This window comes from Bradyrhizobium sp. Ghvi (assembly GCF_900115265.1).
Classification (GTDB): Bacteria; Pseudomonadota; Alphaproteobacteria; order Rhizobiales; family Xanthobacteraceae; genus Bradyrhizobium.
Genome location: NZ_FOVU01000030.1, coordinates 1 through 17,671, shown reverse-complemented (window position 1 = coordinate 17,671; position 17,671 = coordinate 1). Strand labels below are relative to the sequence as shown.

Annotated in this window: 11 protein-coding genes and 3 pseudogenes; 7 read left to right on the top strand and 7 right to left on the bottom strand. The window is 57.7% G+C overall.

Annotated elements, in window-relative coordinates:
* Positions 1-1,234: 1,234 nt before the first annotated feature.
* From BM374_RS37330 to BM374_RS39150, 3 genes are all read left to right on the top strand, one after another.
* Entirely contained in the window at positions 1,235-2,437 is a 1,203-nt protein-coding gene (locus BM374_RS37330) for a GFA family protein (protein WP_177248809.1), read from the top strand.
* A gap of 6 nt (positions 2,438-2,443) precedes the next feature.
* Positions 2,444-3,121: a 2OG-Fe(II) oxygenase gene (locus BM374_RS37325; protein ID WP_092303917.1), complete on the top strand. Its 678-nt coding sequence runs from the start codon at positions 2,444-2,446 to the stop codon at positions 3,119-3,121.
* Between the two features lie 973 nt (positions 3,122-4,094).
* Positions 4,095-4,343, top strand: coding sequence for a hypothetical protein (locus tag BM374_RS39150; RefSeq protein WP_092303915.1), 249 nt, complete (start codon positions 4,095-4,097; stop codon positions 4,341-4,343).
* Between the two features lie 533 nt (positions 4,344-4,876).
* On the opposite strand, the gene BM374_RS37315 is transcribed toward BM374_RS39150, so the two are convergent.
* The 5 genes and pseudogenes from BM374_RS37315 to trpD form a co-directional block, all read right to left on the bottom strand.
* Positions 4,877-6,193, bottom strand: a complete 1,317-nt coding sequence (locus tag BM374_RS37315) for a preATP grasp domain-containing protein (RefSeq protein WP_092303913.1) — start codon at positions 6,191-6,193, stop codon at positions 4,877-4,879.
* Between the two features lie 1,647 nt (positions 6,194-7,840).
* Complete coding sequence (locus BM374_RS40070) at positions 7,841-8,338, bottom strand: peptidase dimerization domain-containing protein (protein WP_283807118.1); 498 nt, start codon at positions 8,336-8,338, stop codon at positions 7,841-7,843.
* A 51-nt stretch (positions 8,339-8,389) separates the two neighbouring features.
* A pseudogene (locus BM374_RS40065) lies at positions 8,390-8,569 on the bottom strand (hypothetical protein); the annotation flags it as partial.
* A 194-nt stretch (positions 8,570-8,763) separates the two neighbouring features.
* Entirely contained in the window at positions 8,764-8,949 is a 186-nt protein-coding gene (locus tag BM374_RS37295) for a hypothetical protein (protein ID WP_092303909.1), read from the bottom strand.
* A 251-nt stretch (positions 8,950-9,200) separates the two neighbouring features.
* On the bottom strand, positions 9,201-10,214 hold the full coding sequence (gene trpD, locus BM374_RS37290; RefSeq protein WP_092303907.1) for an anthranilate phosphoribosyltransferase: 1,014 nt from the start codon (positions 10,212-10,214) through the stop codon (positions 9,201-9,203).
* Positions 10,215-11,760: 1,546 nt separating this feature from the next.
* Between trpD and BM374_RS37280 the strand changes: the two genes are divergently transcribed.
* The 4 genes from BM374_RS37280 to BM374_RS39845 all read left to right on the top strand — a co-directional run bounded on the left by BM374_RS37280 (position 11,761) and on the right by BM374_RS39845 (position 15,869).
* A complete protein-coding gene (locus BM374_RS37280; RefSeq protein WP_092303902.1) occupies positions 11,761-11,967 on the top strand; it encodes a hypothetical protein in 207 nt (68 codons plus the stop codon).
* A 1,203-nt stretch (positions 11,968-13,170) separates the two neighbouring features.
* Positions 13,171-13,479: a hypothetical protein gene (locus tag BM374_RS38320; protein WP_143270353.1), complete on the top strand. Its 309-nt coding sequence runs from the start codon at positions 13,171-13,173 to the stop codon at positions 13,477-13,479.
* A gap of 485 nt (positions 13,480-13,964) precedes the next feature.
* Positions 13,965-14,375 carry a DUF7694 domain-containing protein gene (locus tag BM374_RS40460; RefSeq protein ID WP_502689500.1) on the top strand — a complete coding sequence of 137 codons (411 nt, stop codon included), beginning with the start codon at positions 13,965-13,967 and terminating at the stop codon, positions 14,373-14,375.
* A gap of 660 nt (positions 14,376-15,035) precedes the next feature.
* Positions 15,036-15,869, top strand: coding sequence for a YopT-type cysteine protease domain-containing protein (locus tag BM374_RS39845; RefSeq protein ID WP_092303896.1), 834 nt, complete (start codon positions 15,036-15,038; stop codon positions 15,867-15,869).
* Between the two features lie 915 nt (positions 15,870-16,784).
* Here BM374_RS39845 and BM374_RS37260 read toward each other — a convergent pair.
* Together BM374_RS37260 and BM374_RS40455 are read right to left on the bottom strand one after the other, a co-directional pair.
* A pseudogene (locus BM374_RS37260) lies at positions 16,785-17,082 on the bottom strand (IS66 family transposase); the annotation flags it as partial.
* A gap of 27 nt (positions 17,083-17,109) precedes the next feature.
* Positions 17,110-17,259, bottom strand: a pseudogene (locus BM374_RS40455) (transposase); the annotation flags it as partial.
* Between the last annotated feature and the right edge of the window lie 412 nt (positions 17,260-17,671).

Here is a 17,671-nt window from a genome sequence, read left to right as displayed (position 1 = left end):
TCGATCCGATAGGCGGTCGACGCACTGAATGACGCCTTGGCCGCCGCCACTGGCGGGCTATCGGTCTGACGGTACTTCATGTAGAGCCTCATCTGGTGATCTGTGATGTGTCGGCCGGGCAAGCGAGTGATTCCTCTTGGCGGAAGAACCACTTGCATAACCCCGCCGGCCGCGATCACCAGTCGGCGCGGTCCTCCTCGGGATCGCGCCGACGCTGGGCTCGTAACTCCGGTCGGGCTACGCCCTCCCTCCGTCACGAGCCCAGCGAAACTCTCTCACCTTGATTGACGCTGCCTTCCATCCTGATCGCCGCGCGACAGCAGGCGCCGCCAAAAGGGCGCGCATGCGTCCACATCCGGCTATATGGTCGTGTTCGGCCGCGTTGAGGCGACCCCTTCGCACATAGTTGTCCGAGCGAAGACGGAAGATGTCCGCGACCGGGATCATTCATGCAAGCGCCCGAAGGCCCAAAGCGGTGTCGCGCTGTTAAGGGCGCGAAGCTTACGTATGTGGCACCTTTGGACCAATCTCCGCAATTCAATATCCCTACACCCATTCTGAGTGGCGGCTGGCGTTTCGCCGTCTGGTCTGACGGCGTGCAAGCGCTGTCAGGTTTAATACACTTGCAATGAGGAGTCGGTCGCGAGCTTTTTGCCAATGTATTCAGACTATGGAGTGAGTGCGCCCGAGTTGGCACGCTGATTGCTGCAAGCGCGCAAGGAGGCAGGCTGGTGGCGCTGTCGAACGCAAACATAGCGGCGGTCTCTTTTGAGAAGCTCGTGCCGGCCAGCAGCCGGCATTTCGCGCAGCTTGCGCGCGAACGCCCCAAGAGCCAGGTAGGTGCGGATAGCCCTTGCAATGCTGTACGAAGCTCATAGCAATTCGATCGTCTCGCAGGAGCAGCAACCGCGAGGACCTGCGCGGCGCAATATCTCAACATGAGTCTGAATACGAATGCTCACCGTGCCCGGAATTCGCGGCATCTGACTTTTCGCCGAGCGGAATCGGTCTGGAGTGCCGCAGCTCAGTTGATCTACGCGTTCCCTTCGATACGCGTGAGCAGGACTAAACATGCCGATGTCTGCTGCCGCGGAGGTGGCCACCAGGAATGTCGCCTGGATGGTGAACGCGATCACAAGCCGATCGAAAGCAATGAACTCGTGGCCGCAAATACTTGGCCCGGATACGAAGTGGCTCAGTCAAGGGCCATTCTCTCCTTATCTCCAGGAGCCAAATGACATCTCAATCGTCTCGATTTACACCCGATCAGCCTCTGCAGATATGCTGCGAATATCTGACTGAGCAGGCGCGAGCTCTCGGCCCGCACCCGTTCGCTGCAGAGATGTCCGAGGACCAGGCCGCTAGGCTGCTTCCTGAATATCTGGCGATGTCACAGGCCTTCCCGTATCTGCAGGCGGGGTCACAACGCGATCTCATTTTCGATGCAATGAATCACAATCGAGATCTTGGGAGGGACATTGAACTGACCAGCGTGGTCGCAAATTTCATCTGTTGGGATGAGACGGGCGGTTATGGCCAAATTCTCCAGGGCGGCAAGTCGGCACTACCCGATATTCTGGCGACTGAGAACTTCCATTCAAACATGTTTAGAAAGGATGCCTCGGAGCTCCTCGGCAAAGCAATACGGCCGAACTACAGCGCCACGACCAAGCGGTATCTGCATTCTCTCTATGCCGGATTGTCGTCGAAAGATCCGTTAGTGCGTTGCGCCTACATGGTCGCTTTTGAGCTACATGCTGCGGACATGATCCAGTCGCTATGGACCACTCTGGTCAAAACCTTCAAGGCGCGGCCTGACCATCTTGAGTACTTCCGCTGTCATGTCGGCGGAGAAGATCCCGCGGAAAAGTATCACGGAGAAATGACAAGCCGGCTGATTGGCGAACTTGTCCCACCTGACTGTGGTGCTCGCTTTTTGGATGAATTCCATCGAGCCTATCGGCTCAGCTTACAGTGGTGCCGCGATGTGTACCGAATTGTCTCACCTCAAGGAGATGATCACTCAGAGATCGAACACCGTGGTCGTTGTCATTGTGGTTCTGTAAAGTTCTACGTCAAAGCACCGCGAGAGCTCTCTGCAGTTCGATGCAATTGCTCGATCTGCCAAATGTCGGGATTTCTGCACTTGCTCGTGCCAGGTGATAAGCTTGGCATAGAGTGCGGCGAAGAATTCCTGACGGAGTATCAGTTCAACAAGAACATCGCTCGGCACACGTTTTGCCGGGTTTGTGGCGTAAAACCATTCTATAGGCCGCGGTCGAACCCCGGCGGTTTCAGCGTAAATATCGGGTGCCTGGATAACAGAACCATCGAACGCATAACAATAAGCGAGTTCGATGGCGAGCATTGGGAGCAAGCATTCAGCTCGATGAACCAGGACCTGGAGTTCTGCATCGAACACAAAACACTGGAGTGAAATCGAATGGCGCGCGCAATTAATCATAAATCCCGTCTGCTTTCAGAAGAAGCTTTGACAAAATACCGGATAGAGCTGTTGGTGAAGGGGACGGTCGTGATCGGCCCCCAGATATTGTTCACCCAAGATGACTTGGCCAAGATCGATCAGCTGCAGGCTGAGATTCCCGAAGAAAAAGTGAGGGAAGGAGATGCCGGCGATTCGCACAATCTTTTCGTCAAACGCGTGAGGGTAGACCCGCCCGGTCGCGCTCCTAGCGACGTGAGCGGTGCAGCTCCGGGGCAGATCATGGAACTACTCGAAAGGAATGACCGCAGCTTCGCGCTAAGAAAGGTCTTGGGAGCCACGTCGACTTACGTGATTCGCCGATGCCAAATGCATCGGATGCCTCCTGGTTCGTTTGTTGGCATTCATCTGGATGCCGCGAGCGATCCGGATTTCGAGTACGCGGTGATTGTGCAGCTGGCGAGGGACTTCGAGGGGGGTGAGTTCGTGGTATATCCAAACGGTTACGAACACCAGGTGTTCCGACCACCATTTGGCGCGGTGCTCGTCACCACATGTAAGCTCCGGCACGAGGTGAAGCCTGTGCTGTCCGGTGAACGCCGATCGCTGGTCTACTTCTGTTCAAAACGCAGCGGCGCGAACCGCCGGATCATCGAAAGCTCTACCGCTGCCGTATAAGGTGGAGGTGGCTGTGATGGCTTTCGAATGAATTTGGTAGCGCGTCAGTGAGAGTTGGTAAGCTCGGCGATGTTGTGGTCAGACTGTCCCTCGCAAAGCCTGCCACAATGCCGGTCGGAAGCTGCGGCTAGCTTGATGCCTGTAAAGGCTACTAGGCATAATCCGAGCGAACGTTACTCAGGGTAGTAGGGGCAAGTCATCGTCGCGACCTCGAAATGGGAGGCGTTGTCGACGCGTGTGCGACGGTGTACTTTCGCTGCGCGCTGAAGCCCCCGTTGCCGTCAGTTTCTCGACAGCTAGCAGACCTAGCAAAACAGCCGAATGCTCAGGTGATTTGGGACGGCATGTGCGCGAATCGGGGCGTTGCAGCGGCCATCAGAATAGAGAACTCTTCTGAATCCCCTGATCACGCGCTCGGTCTTTTGCTCGATCGTCCCGCATCAGCCGAGTCTTGAGTATTTACTTCGAAAGAAGGAACGGATGGACCTTACCTCAAACTCGCGGGGGGCTCCAGCAGTCGGGCAGCGCGGGCCCGCAAGAGAACTTGTCGGCTTCCCTGTCGGCAGACTCAGCGGCTTTCGAACGGCAGTTGAGGGAGGTCGCCAATGCAAGTGGCGGCATGCCGATGCAGCTCTCCATAGATCAAGTGGGCGCATCCTTACCTGAAGGAACAGCCTCGTAGGGAGGCGGTCGAACACGAATACTTGCAGGTGCCACATGGTGGAAGGGGTGGGACGATGCCTTCTGTCTCGTGCGACAGCCGCGCGGGGCAACCTGGGCGTTCGTAGGTCGCAGCGGCGATCCTCTCTATTCTGACGATGCGCCGCTTGTCCAGACGCTAAGCGTGGCGTTCATCAAGGGCGGGTTCAACGAGCGCACTGCCAAGAGTCATGTAGAGTCTCTACTTAGATGAGACGATGGCTCGTCAAGAATAACAAGCAGGGGATAGCCGAGCGTCTCTACCGACGGTACGTTGGAGAGGGATGCCGCGGAGTTCAAGAAGGCGGCCGAGCGAGGCATCCTTACCGCGCTCGGTCATTTGCGGTCCTCGCAGGCCGCGGGCGGGGTCGCACCTATCGCAAGCCGGGCTAACCCGTCCGCCGATGATGCCGACCTCATCAAGGCGTACAAATCGACTATCATCAAGGAACGCAAGGCGGAAGTGGCTACTGCCTACAAGTATGCAACTGCTCTTGGCAGATTCAGTGAGTACCTGCAATAACGGCCAAGCCGGACATTGCTGTTCGCCTTTACGATCAGTCGCTCGACGACGATCTGATGCGCTATGAGACCACCCCTCGACCTCACCCGAAGATCGGTGCCGCACTGGTTCATCTGCGGAAGTCAGCTGGAAATGGAGCGGTCGCGCATGATCGCAATACTCTCCCCGAAAATGTGGACGTGATGGATCTGATGCGGCTGGTGGATGCCGTTGCGCAGGACGGCGTATTGCAGCGAAGAGCTGCGTGCGCAGGGTCTTCATCAGGATGCGCCCTTGAGCGTCATGGACCAACCCAGCCCTTTGTCCTATCTGGCGCTGCAACTAGGCTAGGCCGGCCGCAGCGCCGAACTTCTTACCGACGATAGATCGGCACTTCAGGAGCGACTTAAGGGTGGTCGCGATTGGGGCTGGCAGAGCTCGAGCGAGACGAAACAGACGATTCACGTCGCGTATTCAGGTATCGCTTTCAGCCCGCAATCGAAAGCGGGGCACGTTCGGATGGATTGAGCGGTTGAAGATAGCTGAGATCTCAATCAAACCATTCTCAGCAGCCGGTGCTGCAGATCGCGGGCCGCGGGCCTATCGCGCGCAATCACAAGGCACTCGACCGTGCCAGCTTCTTCGTCGGCCGCAAGGGGAATCACGCCCTCCTTGCGTGTGCGGTCGAACAGAAATCCTTCCTTGACGAAACGATCATGCGCTGTTTGGAGGCACTTTGATCGGACATTTCTTACGGATAAAATAACGTTGCAAGCGCAATAGTCGACGCCCAGCAGCCGGACGGCAATGCTGTGTAACACCGAGCCGCCACCCCAGCGGCCGTTCGCTTCATTAAACAACAACCGTCCGTCATCCGCGAAAATGGCGTCAATGTTGATCATTCCGCGATATCCCAGGTTGCGCGCAAGCGCCACAAAACGGTAGGCATCTGCCTGAGCACTCAACCATTGCTCGTTCCCCAGGTCGCTGGGAAGCTCAAGTCCTGTCCAGATCAGAGCTCTTTCGAATTGATTCGTGCTTTTATGCAGACGTATGTTTCCACTGTTCATGAAAACGATTGAACCATCGTCCTCGATTTCATACTCGAGATAGAACAAAGACTTAGCAAGGTGGTACGACTCCACGACCAGCGTCTTACACGATGCAGTTGTCATCTCCGACCAAAGCGCGTCAGGATCAAACGACGGCCATGGAATTCGTCTTGTATCTCTTGCCCCAGGTAGTGGATCGCTTTCATTGCCGGTCAGGATGACGTTTCCGACCCCACCGGCTCCATTGTCCAGCTTTACAATGACGCTGCCGGTCTCGGTTCTGAGGGAAGTGACCGCTCTGAATAGTTCGTCTGAGTCCGTCGTGACGGATCCATTGGGCAGCGGAAGTGCGACGCTTGTCGCCAATTGACGGAAGTGGCTCTTGCGGTTCAACAGATCAGGCCCACGCTGCAGAGCGAAGTCGTCGCCGCTCTGCGCTATGCCCAGCATCGCCGCCAGGCGTGCGACGCCTTCCGTAGAGTAGCAGGGGTACAATCGCCAGGTTGATTTCTGACGAACATGTCTGCTGATTCGCCCAAAAACAGTCTTGGACAGAAGTGTGCAATCATCAAGGACCGGAGAGTGGCGGCGCCCTTCAGGTACAAGCACACAAACACTCGATGCGTCGAAATCGAGCGTCGCGCCAATGAAGGATAGCAGATCCGCGGGGACGACTACCGGGGACACTATCAGGTCACCCTCATGAGCAAACCAAGCTGAACGGTATGCCGAGTTGGCGGCCAGCGAAAGTTGAGCTGGCGTCAGATCGGCGCCCGACATTTGAGCCGTACCGGCATTCATGATCAGGATTCTCGGCATCGGCGAGCTCCGGGCATTTGGGCGCGATCAGACAGGGATCGTGATAGCAACAACCGGTGAACTTGCTGCGCCCTGGTGAAGCACTGAGCGAAGCTTGATTTGGCGCTGCCCTGCTCCGAAAGAGGATAGGCCGGTGCTTTCACATCGGCCATTGCAGCCCCACATAATTGGGCCTGCGGAAGCTGAGGATCGCGATCCGGTCTCCCCTCTGGACGCCGAGTTGGCTTTGAAGGCGCGAGCGATTCGCTGCGTCTGTCGGTTTGAAGCTTGCCGCGATGAGCTTCCGCCGCAACCCGGATTGTTTGGCGAGGCCCCGACGCTTTGGTTGGCCCTTGTACAGGCTTTGATCAGACGACCTTGGTAGGACCCGGTTTTTAATGGTTGTCATGGGTTGCGAACAATGGATCTTGCTTGAGGGACCTCGGCCAATTGATCACTCATTCTGTTCTGCTGGGCGACGGTCGTGTGCATCTGTCCGTAGTGATAGATACACCACGAAGACAGTTTCTTGCCGCGTCTTTGATACACAGGCTCGCCGCACATGTAGGGCTCTCTGGCATCTCCATCTTTGAAGCCAATGATGCAACGGCATTGGCCTTCAACATGGTTGATCAATAGTACCTTTTTGGCGCCGTCGGGCTCTCTCAACTTGCTGCTCCACAATGCCAAGCAATATCTTCCGATGCCGCGTCGGTCACGGGAAGCGACAATTGCAGCTCATGCTCCTTGAAAAACCTGCGCGGGCTCGCCGGCTGTTGCCCACCTTTGCGCGACAAAAATGCCTTGCCAGCACGGGAAAGCAGTTTGAGCGGAGCGGAAAGCCGGTTCGGCGAGCTGATTTTGCCGCGGTGTCGCGCCAAAGGAGGGGCTTGGTTCAGGTTCGGGAAGCAGCGTCCCCCTGTAGGGGTTTCGGATGAAGATCTACGTCGGTCAATTCTGACCGCGTCGGCTCTGTGGTGCACCGGTCCAGAACAGCCACATAGTCTCGGCTCCGGAATGACGAGCGATTTCAAGCTATGTGCGAGCCATAGCGTCGCAATCCGGACTCGCTGCAGAGCCCTTCCGACCGACCTGCCACCGGGAATGAGGATCATAACCGGCCATCGGGACGGGGATCTGACCAGCTGAGACATTCGCAATCCTTTACAATCGCGGCGGCAGACCGACATAGGTGCGCACCTCAAGACCCTACAACTTAACGTTACGTGTGATTCAAGCCCTTTTGGCAGCCGTATGAACGTGGCCAAGCGTTCAAATCGGGCCGCCGGTCTTTTTGTCGCACGCGTTCAGCGCTGCGATTTGCGCTTTTTGAGAGGGTCTCTGCCGATGAGCCTATGTCGGAAACGCCCACCCCTTTCGCGACCACTGCTCGCTGCGTTTGTAGCTGATTGCGCGCCTGACCTGCGCTGCGCCATCATTGAATAGCCCACTCACTTCTATCCTACGCTGTCCCTCCAATGCCAAATCCGGCATCCGAGCGATAATTCTCGATGAGGTCGCTCTGATGGGAAGCAGAGCCTCTAGCCTCGGGGAGTGCGAGGAAGTTCGAATGTGCCAGCGGTCATTATTCAAGCGCCCGGGTAATCGCAGCGTCTGATAGAGGCGGTACAGCAGCCGCGCGTGAGGTTCAATTATGTAGAGCTGCTCTCAATGCGTATGCGCGCCCTTGCCATCGACGCCAAGGCCTTCAAGGATCGCGGTATGCGGCGCGGTGAAATTGCGCTCGGAGCCGCTGCCACTGAACGGCTCGAGCGGCTCAAAGCCAAGCTCGGCGGCGAGCTTTTTGGCTTGTGCGTAAAGCGCGGCACCGGCGCTGGTCTTCTCGTATGGCGACGGTTCAATTCGCCTGATACTTTCATTCTGACGCCCTCGGTGCGCGCGCTGATGCCGAGAGTCTTGCGCACCAGCTCGTCGGCAAGGGCCATGGTCTTGACGCGCATGTGCACTTGCGCATAGGCGCGGTTCCGAGACGAGGTTCGGCCTGCCGCCGCGGACTACGCCAACATTGACGGTGATACTGCGCATGAGATCGTTCATCTCCTCCAGCGTCTGGACCACATGGCCGAGTTCCCGGATCGCGCTGCGTCCGTCCTCGCGGCGCGTACCTGCATGCGCGGCACGCCCTTGATGAATACGTCGAAGCACGCAACCCCTTACGCCATGTGATGCCCTTGCCCATGTCGCGCGCCGGCTCGGTCACCAGCACGTATTTGGCCTTGCGGCCCTTGGCCTCGATGAGCGCGCGCGAGGTTGGCTGCCGATCTCTTCGTCCGAGGCGTAGAGGTGGGTGACGCAGAGCGGCGGGCGTGCGTCACCGGCGGAGAGTTGCCGGAATGCGTGATAGGCGAGGTAGGCTCCGCCTTTCATGTCGTAGACGCCGGGGCCGAACGGCTCTCATCAAACGGGAAACCGCGCTGAGCAGCCTGGCGACGCGCCAGTGCACTTGCAGCCGTGGGTGCGATCCGATCAGGCAGGGCTGGAGCTTCGCTGGGCCGTGCGGATGGGATGATGCCGATTGCGGTACGGCGCGCCTGCCAGAGTTTCTCCGCATGTATACGACATCGGTGCACCTAATGCACTTTTAGGAGAATACGTTTTTTTGCATCGAGAAGATGCTCATCGAGCGTCGTGTGCAGCGCACCCCGCAGCTCTGGCGGGATCGAGCTATCTGTATCGATTAACTCCCGAAACTTCCGAATGATGTGTTCTATCACTGCGATGGATCCGAGTGTTTCCATCCTCTGCCAAGACATCATCGAGTGTCTCCTTTGGAGCGCGGCGCGCTTGGGTCCTCACCCCGGCGACCCGGGTTGCAACAGGCTTTCGTCGATAAAAAAGTCGGCTCTTGGGCGGCGTGCTCAGCGCGAATTGCTTCCGTGCGGGCGAGCACAGAAGGCGCACGCTTCTTGAAATTCCGTAGAAGTGACGCGCATTCGAGGCTGTAATATCTTCGCGCTCGGAAGCAGCAGACTTGGTCGCAGTATTGGAACATCGGCCAGCTCGGCTGTTAGGCGTTCGAAACCGCGATCAGGCGCTTCAGTCGACTAGCTGCGGCGCCGCGATCAAGTGATTCTTGTCCAAGTGCTACGCCTTCCTGCAGTGTCGAGGCCCGCCCGGCCACGACTAACGCCGCCGCCGCATTCAAAAGCGCGGCGTCGCGAAATTGACCTGGTACGCCATCAAGCACATTTTTCAGCGCGACGGCACTAGCCTCCGCATCCCTGCTCTCCAGCGCGTTGTTGTGGCAGCGGGGGAGCCCGGCTTCTTCCGGCGTCACTTCGAAGGTTCGGACGATACCCGCCTCAAGCGCAGCTACAAACGTTGGGCCGGTGATGGTTATTTCTTCGAGCCCGTCCGAGCCATGAACAACCCATACCGACTCGGCACCAAGGTTCTTCAAGACGTACGCCAGAGGCTGCACCCATTCAGGAGAGAATACCCCAACGATCTGCCGCTTGAGCCCCGCCGGGTTGCACAGAGCCTCGGTCAGATTAAAGATCGTATGGGTTCCAACCGCGCTCCGGATCTGCCCGATGCGCTGCATCGCCGGATAATGCACGGAGGCAAACATGAAGCCGATGCCGGCTTCCTTCAAGCAGCGTGCGATGCCCTGAGGCTTGAGATCGACCTTCACACCGAGGCGCGCCAACACGTCTGCGGCGCTTGAACTAGAAGACGCAGCGCGGTTGGCATGCTTGGTCACAGGAATGCCGGCCCCGGCGACGATAAAGGAAGCACACGTCGACACGTTGGCCGAATACATGAAGGTCTCGCTCGTGCCAGCGAGACCTACTGGGTCGCACGCCGCTTCGACCCGCGGCACTCTATTCCGCATCGCCCAGGCGGCGCCGGTGACTTCTTCGACCGTCTCGCCCCGGACCCGCATCCCCATCAACAGAGCACCGATTTGCGAGGGAGTTGCGTCACCCGACATTATGCTGTCGAAGACTGACGCACTTTCCTCGCGCGTCAGAGTGGCGCCCCTGGCTACTTTGCCGATGATCGATCTAAGCACTTCCATCGAACTTAACACGCTACCTCGTCCAGACCTCGAGCTCTTCCGTTCAGCGAGACATCGTTGAAGAGACCCGGCACCGATTGACTTGGTGCAGTCGCCTGCCCTCGGCATGGCCTAATCGACGCTTAAGGCGGCAATCGGTTGAGTGTGGGCACAGTTGGCGGGTCTACAACCTGACGCTACGTGAGGGTCAAGCTCTCTATTTTTGGCCGCCACATCTTCATTTCGAGTTGCTGCTTTTCTGGCCATTGTCTCTCGCGGAGATCACGTAGCGACATTGGTGACTGAGGCTTGCTTGCTTGGATCTGAGGCAGGCTGTGATAGCGGAACGATCTGGTATGTGGGTGCTACAAAGGCGGAGCACGTCTGCCATGCAAGCCTCTTTCTCTTCTGCGGTCGGCGTTTGATCGCGCGCGTTGACCGGCCTTGGGACTACGGCTGTCATTGCGACGACAAGAGCAATGCCGCAGTGGGAGAGTGTGAGGCGCGAAGTCAACTGAGTTCTTTGATGTTGAGTCATGATATACCTTCAGCCCGTGTGGCTGCTTTATTGTTCTTCCTGCGCGAAGCGCAACATGCCTTGTCACCCAAGAAACAGAGCGGAACTGCTTAGGACACTGCCGGCATGCTCGTTCTTCCAGCTTTCCTGGTCCGCACAGTGCTGGTCATCTGTCCGGAACGACAAAAACGATATCTGCCGTAGTGGCAGCACCACGAAGAGGGAGGTACTGGCGGCTGAGCTGGTCCAGCAAGCGCGCATCCTGGAGCTTCCTTGATTCACGTGCATGCTTGCAGTTGCGAGGCATTGCTCGAGCGTGACACGTGCTTAGCTGCTCTGGCTCAGCCTTCTCGCCAAACGACTAATGATGCCGTAGCCGGGGGCGACGCCGGGTAGAAGGGCCCGCACCAGCTATGTGAGAGAGAGCAGGCAAAAGCGTAGCTGCGCTCAAGCGGATGTTGATGATGTATTCGATCCTTCGGAGCGAACCATGATGGCGCGCCAAGACTATGCTTGGTGTAATCGCGCCTGTGCGCAGCGTTAACTTGAGACATTCGGGCGATCTGGGAGGAAGTCTCCGTCTGGCGTCCGTTGCGGTGAGGCTACGGCCATGGGAGCGCCTGCCATGCAGATCTCGAAACGCGCGACCTCGTCCAGTCGCGACAGGAACAGCTCGGACGCCACGCGGGCAAGGATGCACATGGAGGATCTCATCGTGCTGATTGAGGCGTGCCAGGTGAGGGTGGATGTTTGAAGCATTCGCAGTTCTCATGACGTGTCCGGGACGGTCTGGATTGTCGGACGTGTCCAGGATCGTACAATCTAACGCTACGTGCGATTCAAGTCCCTTCGTGCGCCGGTGGTTCGAGGATATCGGGGCTGTGTATTCTTCGTACGAGCCTCGGCTCCGACGCGCGCTGTGGTGCTCCAGAATAGCGGCTGTGGTGGCGAACGTCCGTTTCGGCGGCCGAGTCGCGAGCGTCGCTGTTACGTGTTTATACGGAGCGACGGTGTCGCACTTCTTTGATCTGAGAATTGCATGCTCTCGGGATGAATCCGAAAAGTAAACTCTACCAGCCCGACCACTGGCGAGGCCGCGCGGAAGCAACGCGAAAGAAAGCGGAAGCGCTCGCTGACGGAAAAGCCAAAGACAGGCTTCTTAAAATTGCCGAGGAGTACGACAAGCTGGCTCGGCGTGCCCAGGTGTGGCAGATGCACAGAAACGAGGACGATACGTGGCCGGAGCAGGAGCTGTGACACGTCGCTGACGGCCCAGCCTGTTGATCGCTACTCGATCCAAGGCGACCCAAATATCGCTCAGCAAGCAAGTCAGTGCCTGAGGGGTACCGGAGTGCGGTTCACCGCGAGGGTCATGTGCCGCGCTCCTGATCGCGACATGTATGTAAAGACCACGCAGGCCTGCTCAACGCCCTTCAGCTCAAGTTGTTTAGTCAGCTTCTCGAAAGCGACTTCTCATATCACGTAAATGCGAAACCCAGAGTAGTCAATGCGTGGCGCTTAACACTGAAGCCCGATGAGGTCCGCGCGGGGACGTGTTGAGCTGTTAGAGGTCAGTGTTTGACACTTCGTCGCGGCTGCAATGGCATATCAGTTTCGCCAATTTGAGATATCTGCGTCATGCCTCAAGAGTTCCCTTGCGTCGTCGGAGAGGCGGAGTTCCCAGCTAGTCGCGCGAAGTATGCGCTGGAACTAAGTCTGTGAAAGAGCTCTCCACGTCCGATCGATTGTGCGCATACGGTGCGCGCGGCGCATGTTAGAGGCGTCGGAAAGCGCCTCCAGGTTTCATCCGAGAGATTACTTCAGAAGAACGCCGCGATAAACCAGTAGATACCTGCCCAAAGCAGTGCATTTATGAGGAGTGCGGCCAGCGGCCAAAGATTCCACCTCCTTTGCGCCCGCCCGGAGCGACAATCGCCGCCGTAGTGCTTGATGATTGGGTGCTTTGGTGTGCGCCAATGCGTCATTTCATCAGACGTTGCGCCTGTAAATGAAAGAACGCCGGGCTTTGCATGTCTCGTACCACTCATAAGTTCGCAGTCCTCTTTGATAAGAGAGTATCAAAATCGCTGTCTCTTGCGCGTGGCGAGCATCCGGCCGATGGGATGCTGGTGTATCGTCGGTACAGTTTAAGGCCGCTTTGCGTCACCGCAGCAATCTACATGCCACGACGAAGAAGTGTCGCGACCGCTTTGACGCAAGCAAAGGTCTGTCGGGCGTTGGCGACGCAGAGCCGTTGCCGGAGGTCGGATCCGCGACGCCCATGTCTGAAAGACGACACCCGCGTTAGCAGCAGGTGCGTGAGCGCGTTCGCGAGCGCAATACCGTGAACCATGAGTTGGGACTTGCATCGTCGTGAAGCAGGAAGGTCGGCCGACAGTCGCGCTCAATGGGATCGACTAATCATTGTTTCTGACCGTTAGCTTACGAGGAGACATCGAGATGGCAGGCAGTCCGCTGGATCTTGTCAGCTCAAAGACAGTTTATGCCAGGCGTGCACGGCTCTGGTGCAAGCCCGTTCGACTCGACCGCCTACAGTTCAATCCTGCTTACCTAGATGGCGCATTGGCAGTATTTGAATTCGACGAGAAGGCTGCGAATGGTCAAGCACTGCGGTTTCACCAAGCACTAATCGGCGCGAAGCATCAACTGGTGCCAGCACTGGTGTTGCGATTCATCATTGAATGTGGATTTCAAACGCCATTACAGGGGCGTGCCATGATTACGACCAATTCATTGAAGAGGGGGTGACGGCCAAGAGCCGCCCAGTTCCGCTGCTCAGGCAGGTCGCTATCGACCATCAAGGGGCGATTACGCTTGAAATGAAGTGCGAGAGAGCAATGGCGGACAATATGTTGGCTGATGCGCGCTCTGTTTCGGCAATGTGCGGCCAATACGAGCTGGCATCGATGAATGCGTCGCGTGAGAGAGGTTTGATGACAGAGTGTCATTGTGATCGGGAAGGTGAAATCGCGGAACTGAGTCGCCATCACCCCGGCATGCTTAGGCAATCGGTAGCCTCTGAGAGCGTTCCTCGCCCGCGAATGTAAGCGTTAGAAGAGTATAACAGGAGAACGGGTGATGATGGACAGCTGCTTCTTTCTCAGTTGGTGCACTCAAGAGTGGTCTAGGTGCGCCGGGTCGAGGATCGAGCTGATTGCCGAGCCGCGAGAAAACGTCATCTTCGTCGAGCTCAAGGCCATCCGAAAGATAAAGGAGCGGGCGTGCGCGCGCAGATGATAGAGAAGCTGGAGGCCGGCCGCGTGCAACACGGCCGATTCGGTACCGCTCCGGGATCTGGACCTTGCGGCGTGTTCCTTGTGCAGGGGCCGTGCGGGTGTGAACTAAAGATAAGTGGATTTGTCCGTCCGGGCTGGGAGCATGTTGCTGTCTCGACGCCGCGGCGCTGTCCGAATTGGGAAGAGATGTGCTTTGTCAAAGACCTGTTCTGGAACGAAGAAGAGTGCTGCATGCAACTGCATCCGCCACATTCGCAGTACGTGAATAACAGCCGATATTGCCTTCACCTGTGGAGACCCACTCATCGGGAGATCCCGATGCCGCCGCCAAGCTTTGTAGGCATTGTTGGACTAGGACCCTCAGACGCGGCAATGTTGTTCGCGCGGATGAGCGCGACAGCATCATGAGGTGAGTAATACCCGAGCGGGTAGGTTAGGCCTAGCGGCTGCAGAGCACCTATTCGGCGCCGCCGAACTGAGGCGTCATAAGCGGTTATAGGTCAGGATCAATCGCCTGTTGCCGTGCGCGGACGGGCTGAGCCTGCAAGTGGCTGCTGTGACGTAGCGCAGCTAACAGTGCACTAACCGGGTAAAGATTGCCGAACCGTGCTGAATGAGGTTCGGCAGCAACATCTCACCGGGCCGGTGACGCTCACAAGCCAGTCACTGGCCGATCCGACGACGCGAATTGCGTAACTCTTTGGAGCGAGAAATGTGTGCCGACTGGCGGCATAACGCAGTGAGGTGAGATCGATGCCAACGGGACGGTCGAATTCAGGTTTGACCGAGGCGCGTTCCAGGCTCGCCACCACCCTGACTGCATCCGGAATTGCACAAGGGCGGCCTGCCGTCGCTGAGCGACAGTCATGAGCCCATCGGCCGCTACCCCGCACTCGGAGCGGGGCTCGTGAGCAGAGACGCTCGAGACACCAACTGGCGCGAGGGGGCTTCGGCAAGCTTATCTAGTTGTCAGCTCGTCGTCAGCTTACCGCGAATATCATTCGCAGGCGGGGCGTAAGGAGCCCGCGCTCCCTCTGAGGAAACGTACGCTGAAGCAGGCGAACCGGCATGTATAATCGAGTTATCGGTCAACCCACACGCCCCAGTCAAGCTGACGAACCGAGTCCGTCCGCGAACGGTTGCGAATTTGCGCAAACGATGACGGATCTCGCTCAACGGCAGAGTGCGCTATCTGGGGATTTGTCCGACAAAATGGGGCTCTGCTGCAGCAGGTTACATACCTCGGATGCTATCATTTATACTCCAAGCACCTCTGAGCCCAGTTTATCCTCTCCATCGTCCAGCTCAAATCCATCCTCTCCAGCGCGGTCTACCGGTCCTCTGTTCGAATACAGGACTGCTGAATTGCCCGAGGCCAATGTGGACGGAATCTGCGTTGGATTAGCAGCGGAGTGGCTTCTCAATTTCCCAAGCAGCCCTTCATCCCGGATGAGGGCGCTGCGCCCGGGGACTCAAAATCACAGCTCTGCGGCAATGCGTCAGCAGCGGTATGAAGAGCTCAAGATTCTGTTGCAAAGTGATAGAGCGGAAGGTTCTCACAACCTACAGGCAAAGAGCGCAATGTTACGCGAAGCAGGCCTAAAGCCATCCGCCGAACAGACGCGATATAGATTTGGTGCATCTTCGCAAATTGACCAGATCGTGAATGAGATCACCAACGATCCATCGGCCTATTTGGTCAGCTTGCGCTTCCGCGCAGGTGGCGCCCACACAATCGCAACGTCGACATCGAATGGAATGGCCACGCTCTTTGATCCAAACTATGGAGAATTTACCGTTCAGTCGGGTCAGATGAGTGAGTTGCTAAAAAGTCTCGCCGACCGTTACAGGGACCTGAACGGACATGATATATCGATTGTCGTCACACAAAGAATGACGTGAGTGTTTCGGAAGTTGCAACAGACCTTGCCGAGCCCCACGGATGGGATCCTTTCGCGAGCGATGCCGACAGCCGCATCGGGTCCGAACGTGCAATCACGGCAGGCAAGACGGATTGTGGCGCCCTGAACGTGCGCCTGACGTGCTAGCGGAGCTCACGGCCGGCCTTCGTTGCAGGGGCACGCTCGGAGAAAGCTCTCCGATACGAGTGCAGCGAGAGGAGAATCGGTCGGTTCACTCAGGTTGATGCGCGTGCCCTCGCGCGTCAGAGCCTGAATGGGGTGCGCTTGCATTCAAGCTGGTCCCTTGGCCGGTTAGACCTTGTTTGAAAGCTGGCTAAGCTCCACGTGCGGGTTTCGACGCGTTGCGCGCTTGCGCTCAAGACTAAGGCGGGCATCACGCGTTCAACACAGCCGGCAGAAGCTGTATTTTCCTCTGCTTCGGAGTCGCCGGCCATTTCTCTAGTGACCTCGCCAGTCAAACAGCTGCCGTCGACGATAATGCGTGCAGCCGGACCAGCGCACGACCGAGTCGACGCTCGCCACGACCTCCGCAATAGTCCGGCCCTTGTCCTCGTTGCTGCGCTTCCGTTGACGCGGCTTTACGGCCCGGAGTCCCCTCCGCGAGGCAGACAAGCTGCTATTAGCTTGATGTGAAAGACGTCGCTCGGTAGGTTAGACATAATCCCGGTTAAGACCGGAAGCAGCGCGGGCGCGACTCGGCGCTGGTCAGGTTGGATAGCTCAGTCCGTGCCACGCCCGCAATGGTTGAAGTTAGCAGAAACGTGACTCGGCGCCAAAGCCCCACGCATACACGGGACAAGCGCTGTCCCTACCACGCGCCGCTAACTTCAACGTCACTGTACACGGACTAGCTTTCCGAAAGCTGACGAATCCGACGCGATTCACAAAACGAAGGCGCCTGGTGTGTGCAATTGTTGGTCAAGCAGATCCCGCCATCGTCGAGGAAGCGGGCGAGTTCGTCCCAGTGCCTGAGCATGTAAATTCATACGCTTCAGGACCTCGGAGGAGCAGGATAGGGTTTGGCTGGCGCAACAATTATGCGTGCATGTCTTCGAGAAGCGGCATGCTCTTTTCCTGGCGCACGGCGCGCCGCTCGTCGGCGTCTCTCGGCCGCTGATGGTGCGCTCGATCTCCAACAACGCATCGAGGTGTCTGACCGCGTCCAGCGCGATCGGAGAGACCGGTTCGCCCTGCACCAAGTCATGGACCGGGTGGATCCAGACGAGGGCGGTGAGCGCCTTCTCGGCCATGCGCGGGGGCTCCAGGAAACCCGGAAAATAGGTGCGTTTGCGCAGCTTGGGAGCCGAAATTCGATCGTGCCGGCCCGGGTCTCGCGAGGTCCGGTCTCGGCAACCGTTGCGTTCGGCTAGATGCATACGATCGCTCGGAACACGAGCATGAGAGGATGCTCTGGATCGGCTCTACGACAGACCGTTTGCCACCCTTTCGCTGCGCCACCTGCGAGTGTCGCAAGTTAAAAGCGCGGTTATCGAATGGCTCGGTGATCTTGATGCTAAGCTAGACCGTCAGACGGCTGACTATGGCTCACGGCGGGCTTTCTTTCTTGCCATGGGCGTCGCCGGTCTGGCTTTCGGTGTCTAGCCCATTAGGGACTAAGCCGCAAAGCCAATCGTCTCGCGCGACAGATCGGCATCAGACGTGTAGCGCGGCAATCTGGGTAGGAAGTCGTATTGCCTCACGTATCGATGCTCCCGGGCGCGATCGGTTGCCTCATTTATTTTGCTCCTGGCTTAGGTTGAGGAGGAGGCCGGGTGCGGAGAT

Excerpts from the sequence above, each read along its gene's own strand:
- BM374_RS37330 (WP_177248809.1), top strand. The coding sequence starts at position 1,235 with ATGACATCTCAATCGTCTCGATTTACACCCGATCAGCCTCTGCAGATA.
- BM374_RS37325 (WP_092303917.1), top strand. The coding sequence starts at position 2,444 with ATGGCGCGCGCAATTAATCATAAATCCCGTCTGCTTTCAGAAGAAGCT.
- BM374_RS37315 (WP_092303913.1), bottom strand. The coding sequence starts at position 6,193 with ATGCCGAGAATCCTGATCATGAATGCCGGTACGGCTCAAATGTCGGGC.
- BM374_RS37295 (WP_092303909.1), bottom strand. The coding sequence starts at position 8,949 with ATGATGTCTTGGCAGAGGATGGAAACACTCGGATCCATCGCAGTGATA.
- trpD (WP_092303907.1), bottom strand. The coding sequence starts at position 10,214 with ATGGAAGTGCTTAGATCGATCATCGGCAAAGTAGCCAGGGGCGCCACT.
- BM374_RS37280 (WP_092303902.1), top strand. The coding sequence starts at position 11,761 with ATGAATCCGAAAAGTAAACTCTACCAGCCCGACCACTGGCGAGGCCGC.
- BM374_RS38320 (WP_143270353.1), top strand. The coding sequence starts at position 13,171 with ATGGCAGGCAGTCCGCTGGATCTTGTCAGCTCAAAGACAGTTTATGCC.
- BM374_RS40460 (WP_502689500.1), top strand. The coding sequence starts at position 13,965 with ATGATAGAGAAGCTGGAGGCCGGCCGCGTGCAACACGGCCGATTCGGT.
- BM374_RS39845 (WP_092303896.1), top strand. The coding sequence starts at position 15,036 with ATGTATAATCGAGTTATCGGTCAACCCACACGCCCCAGTCAAGCTGAC.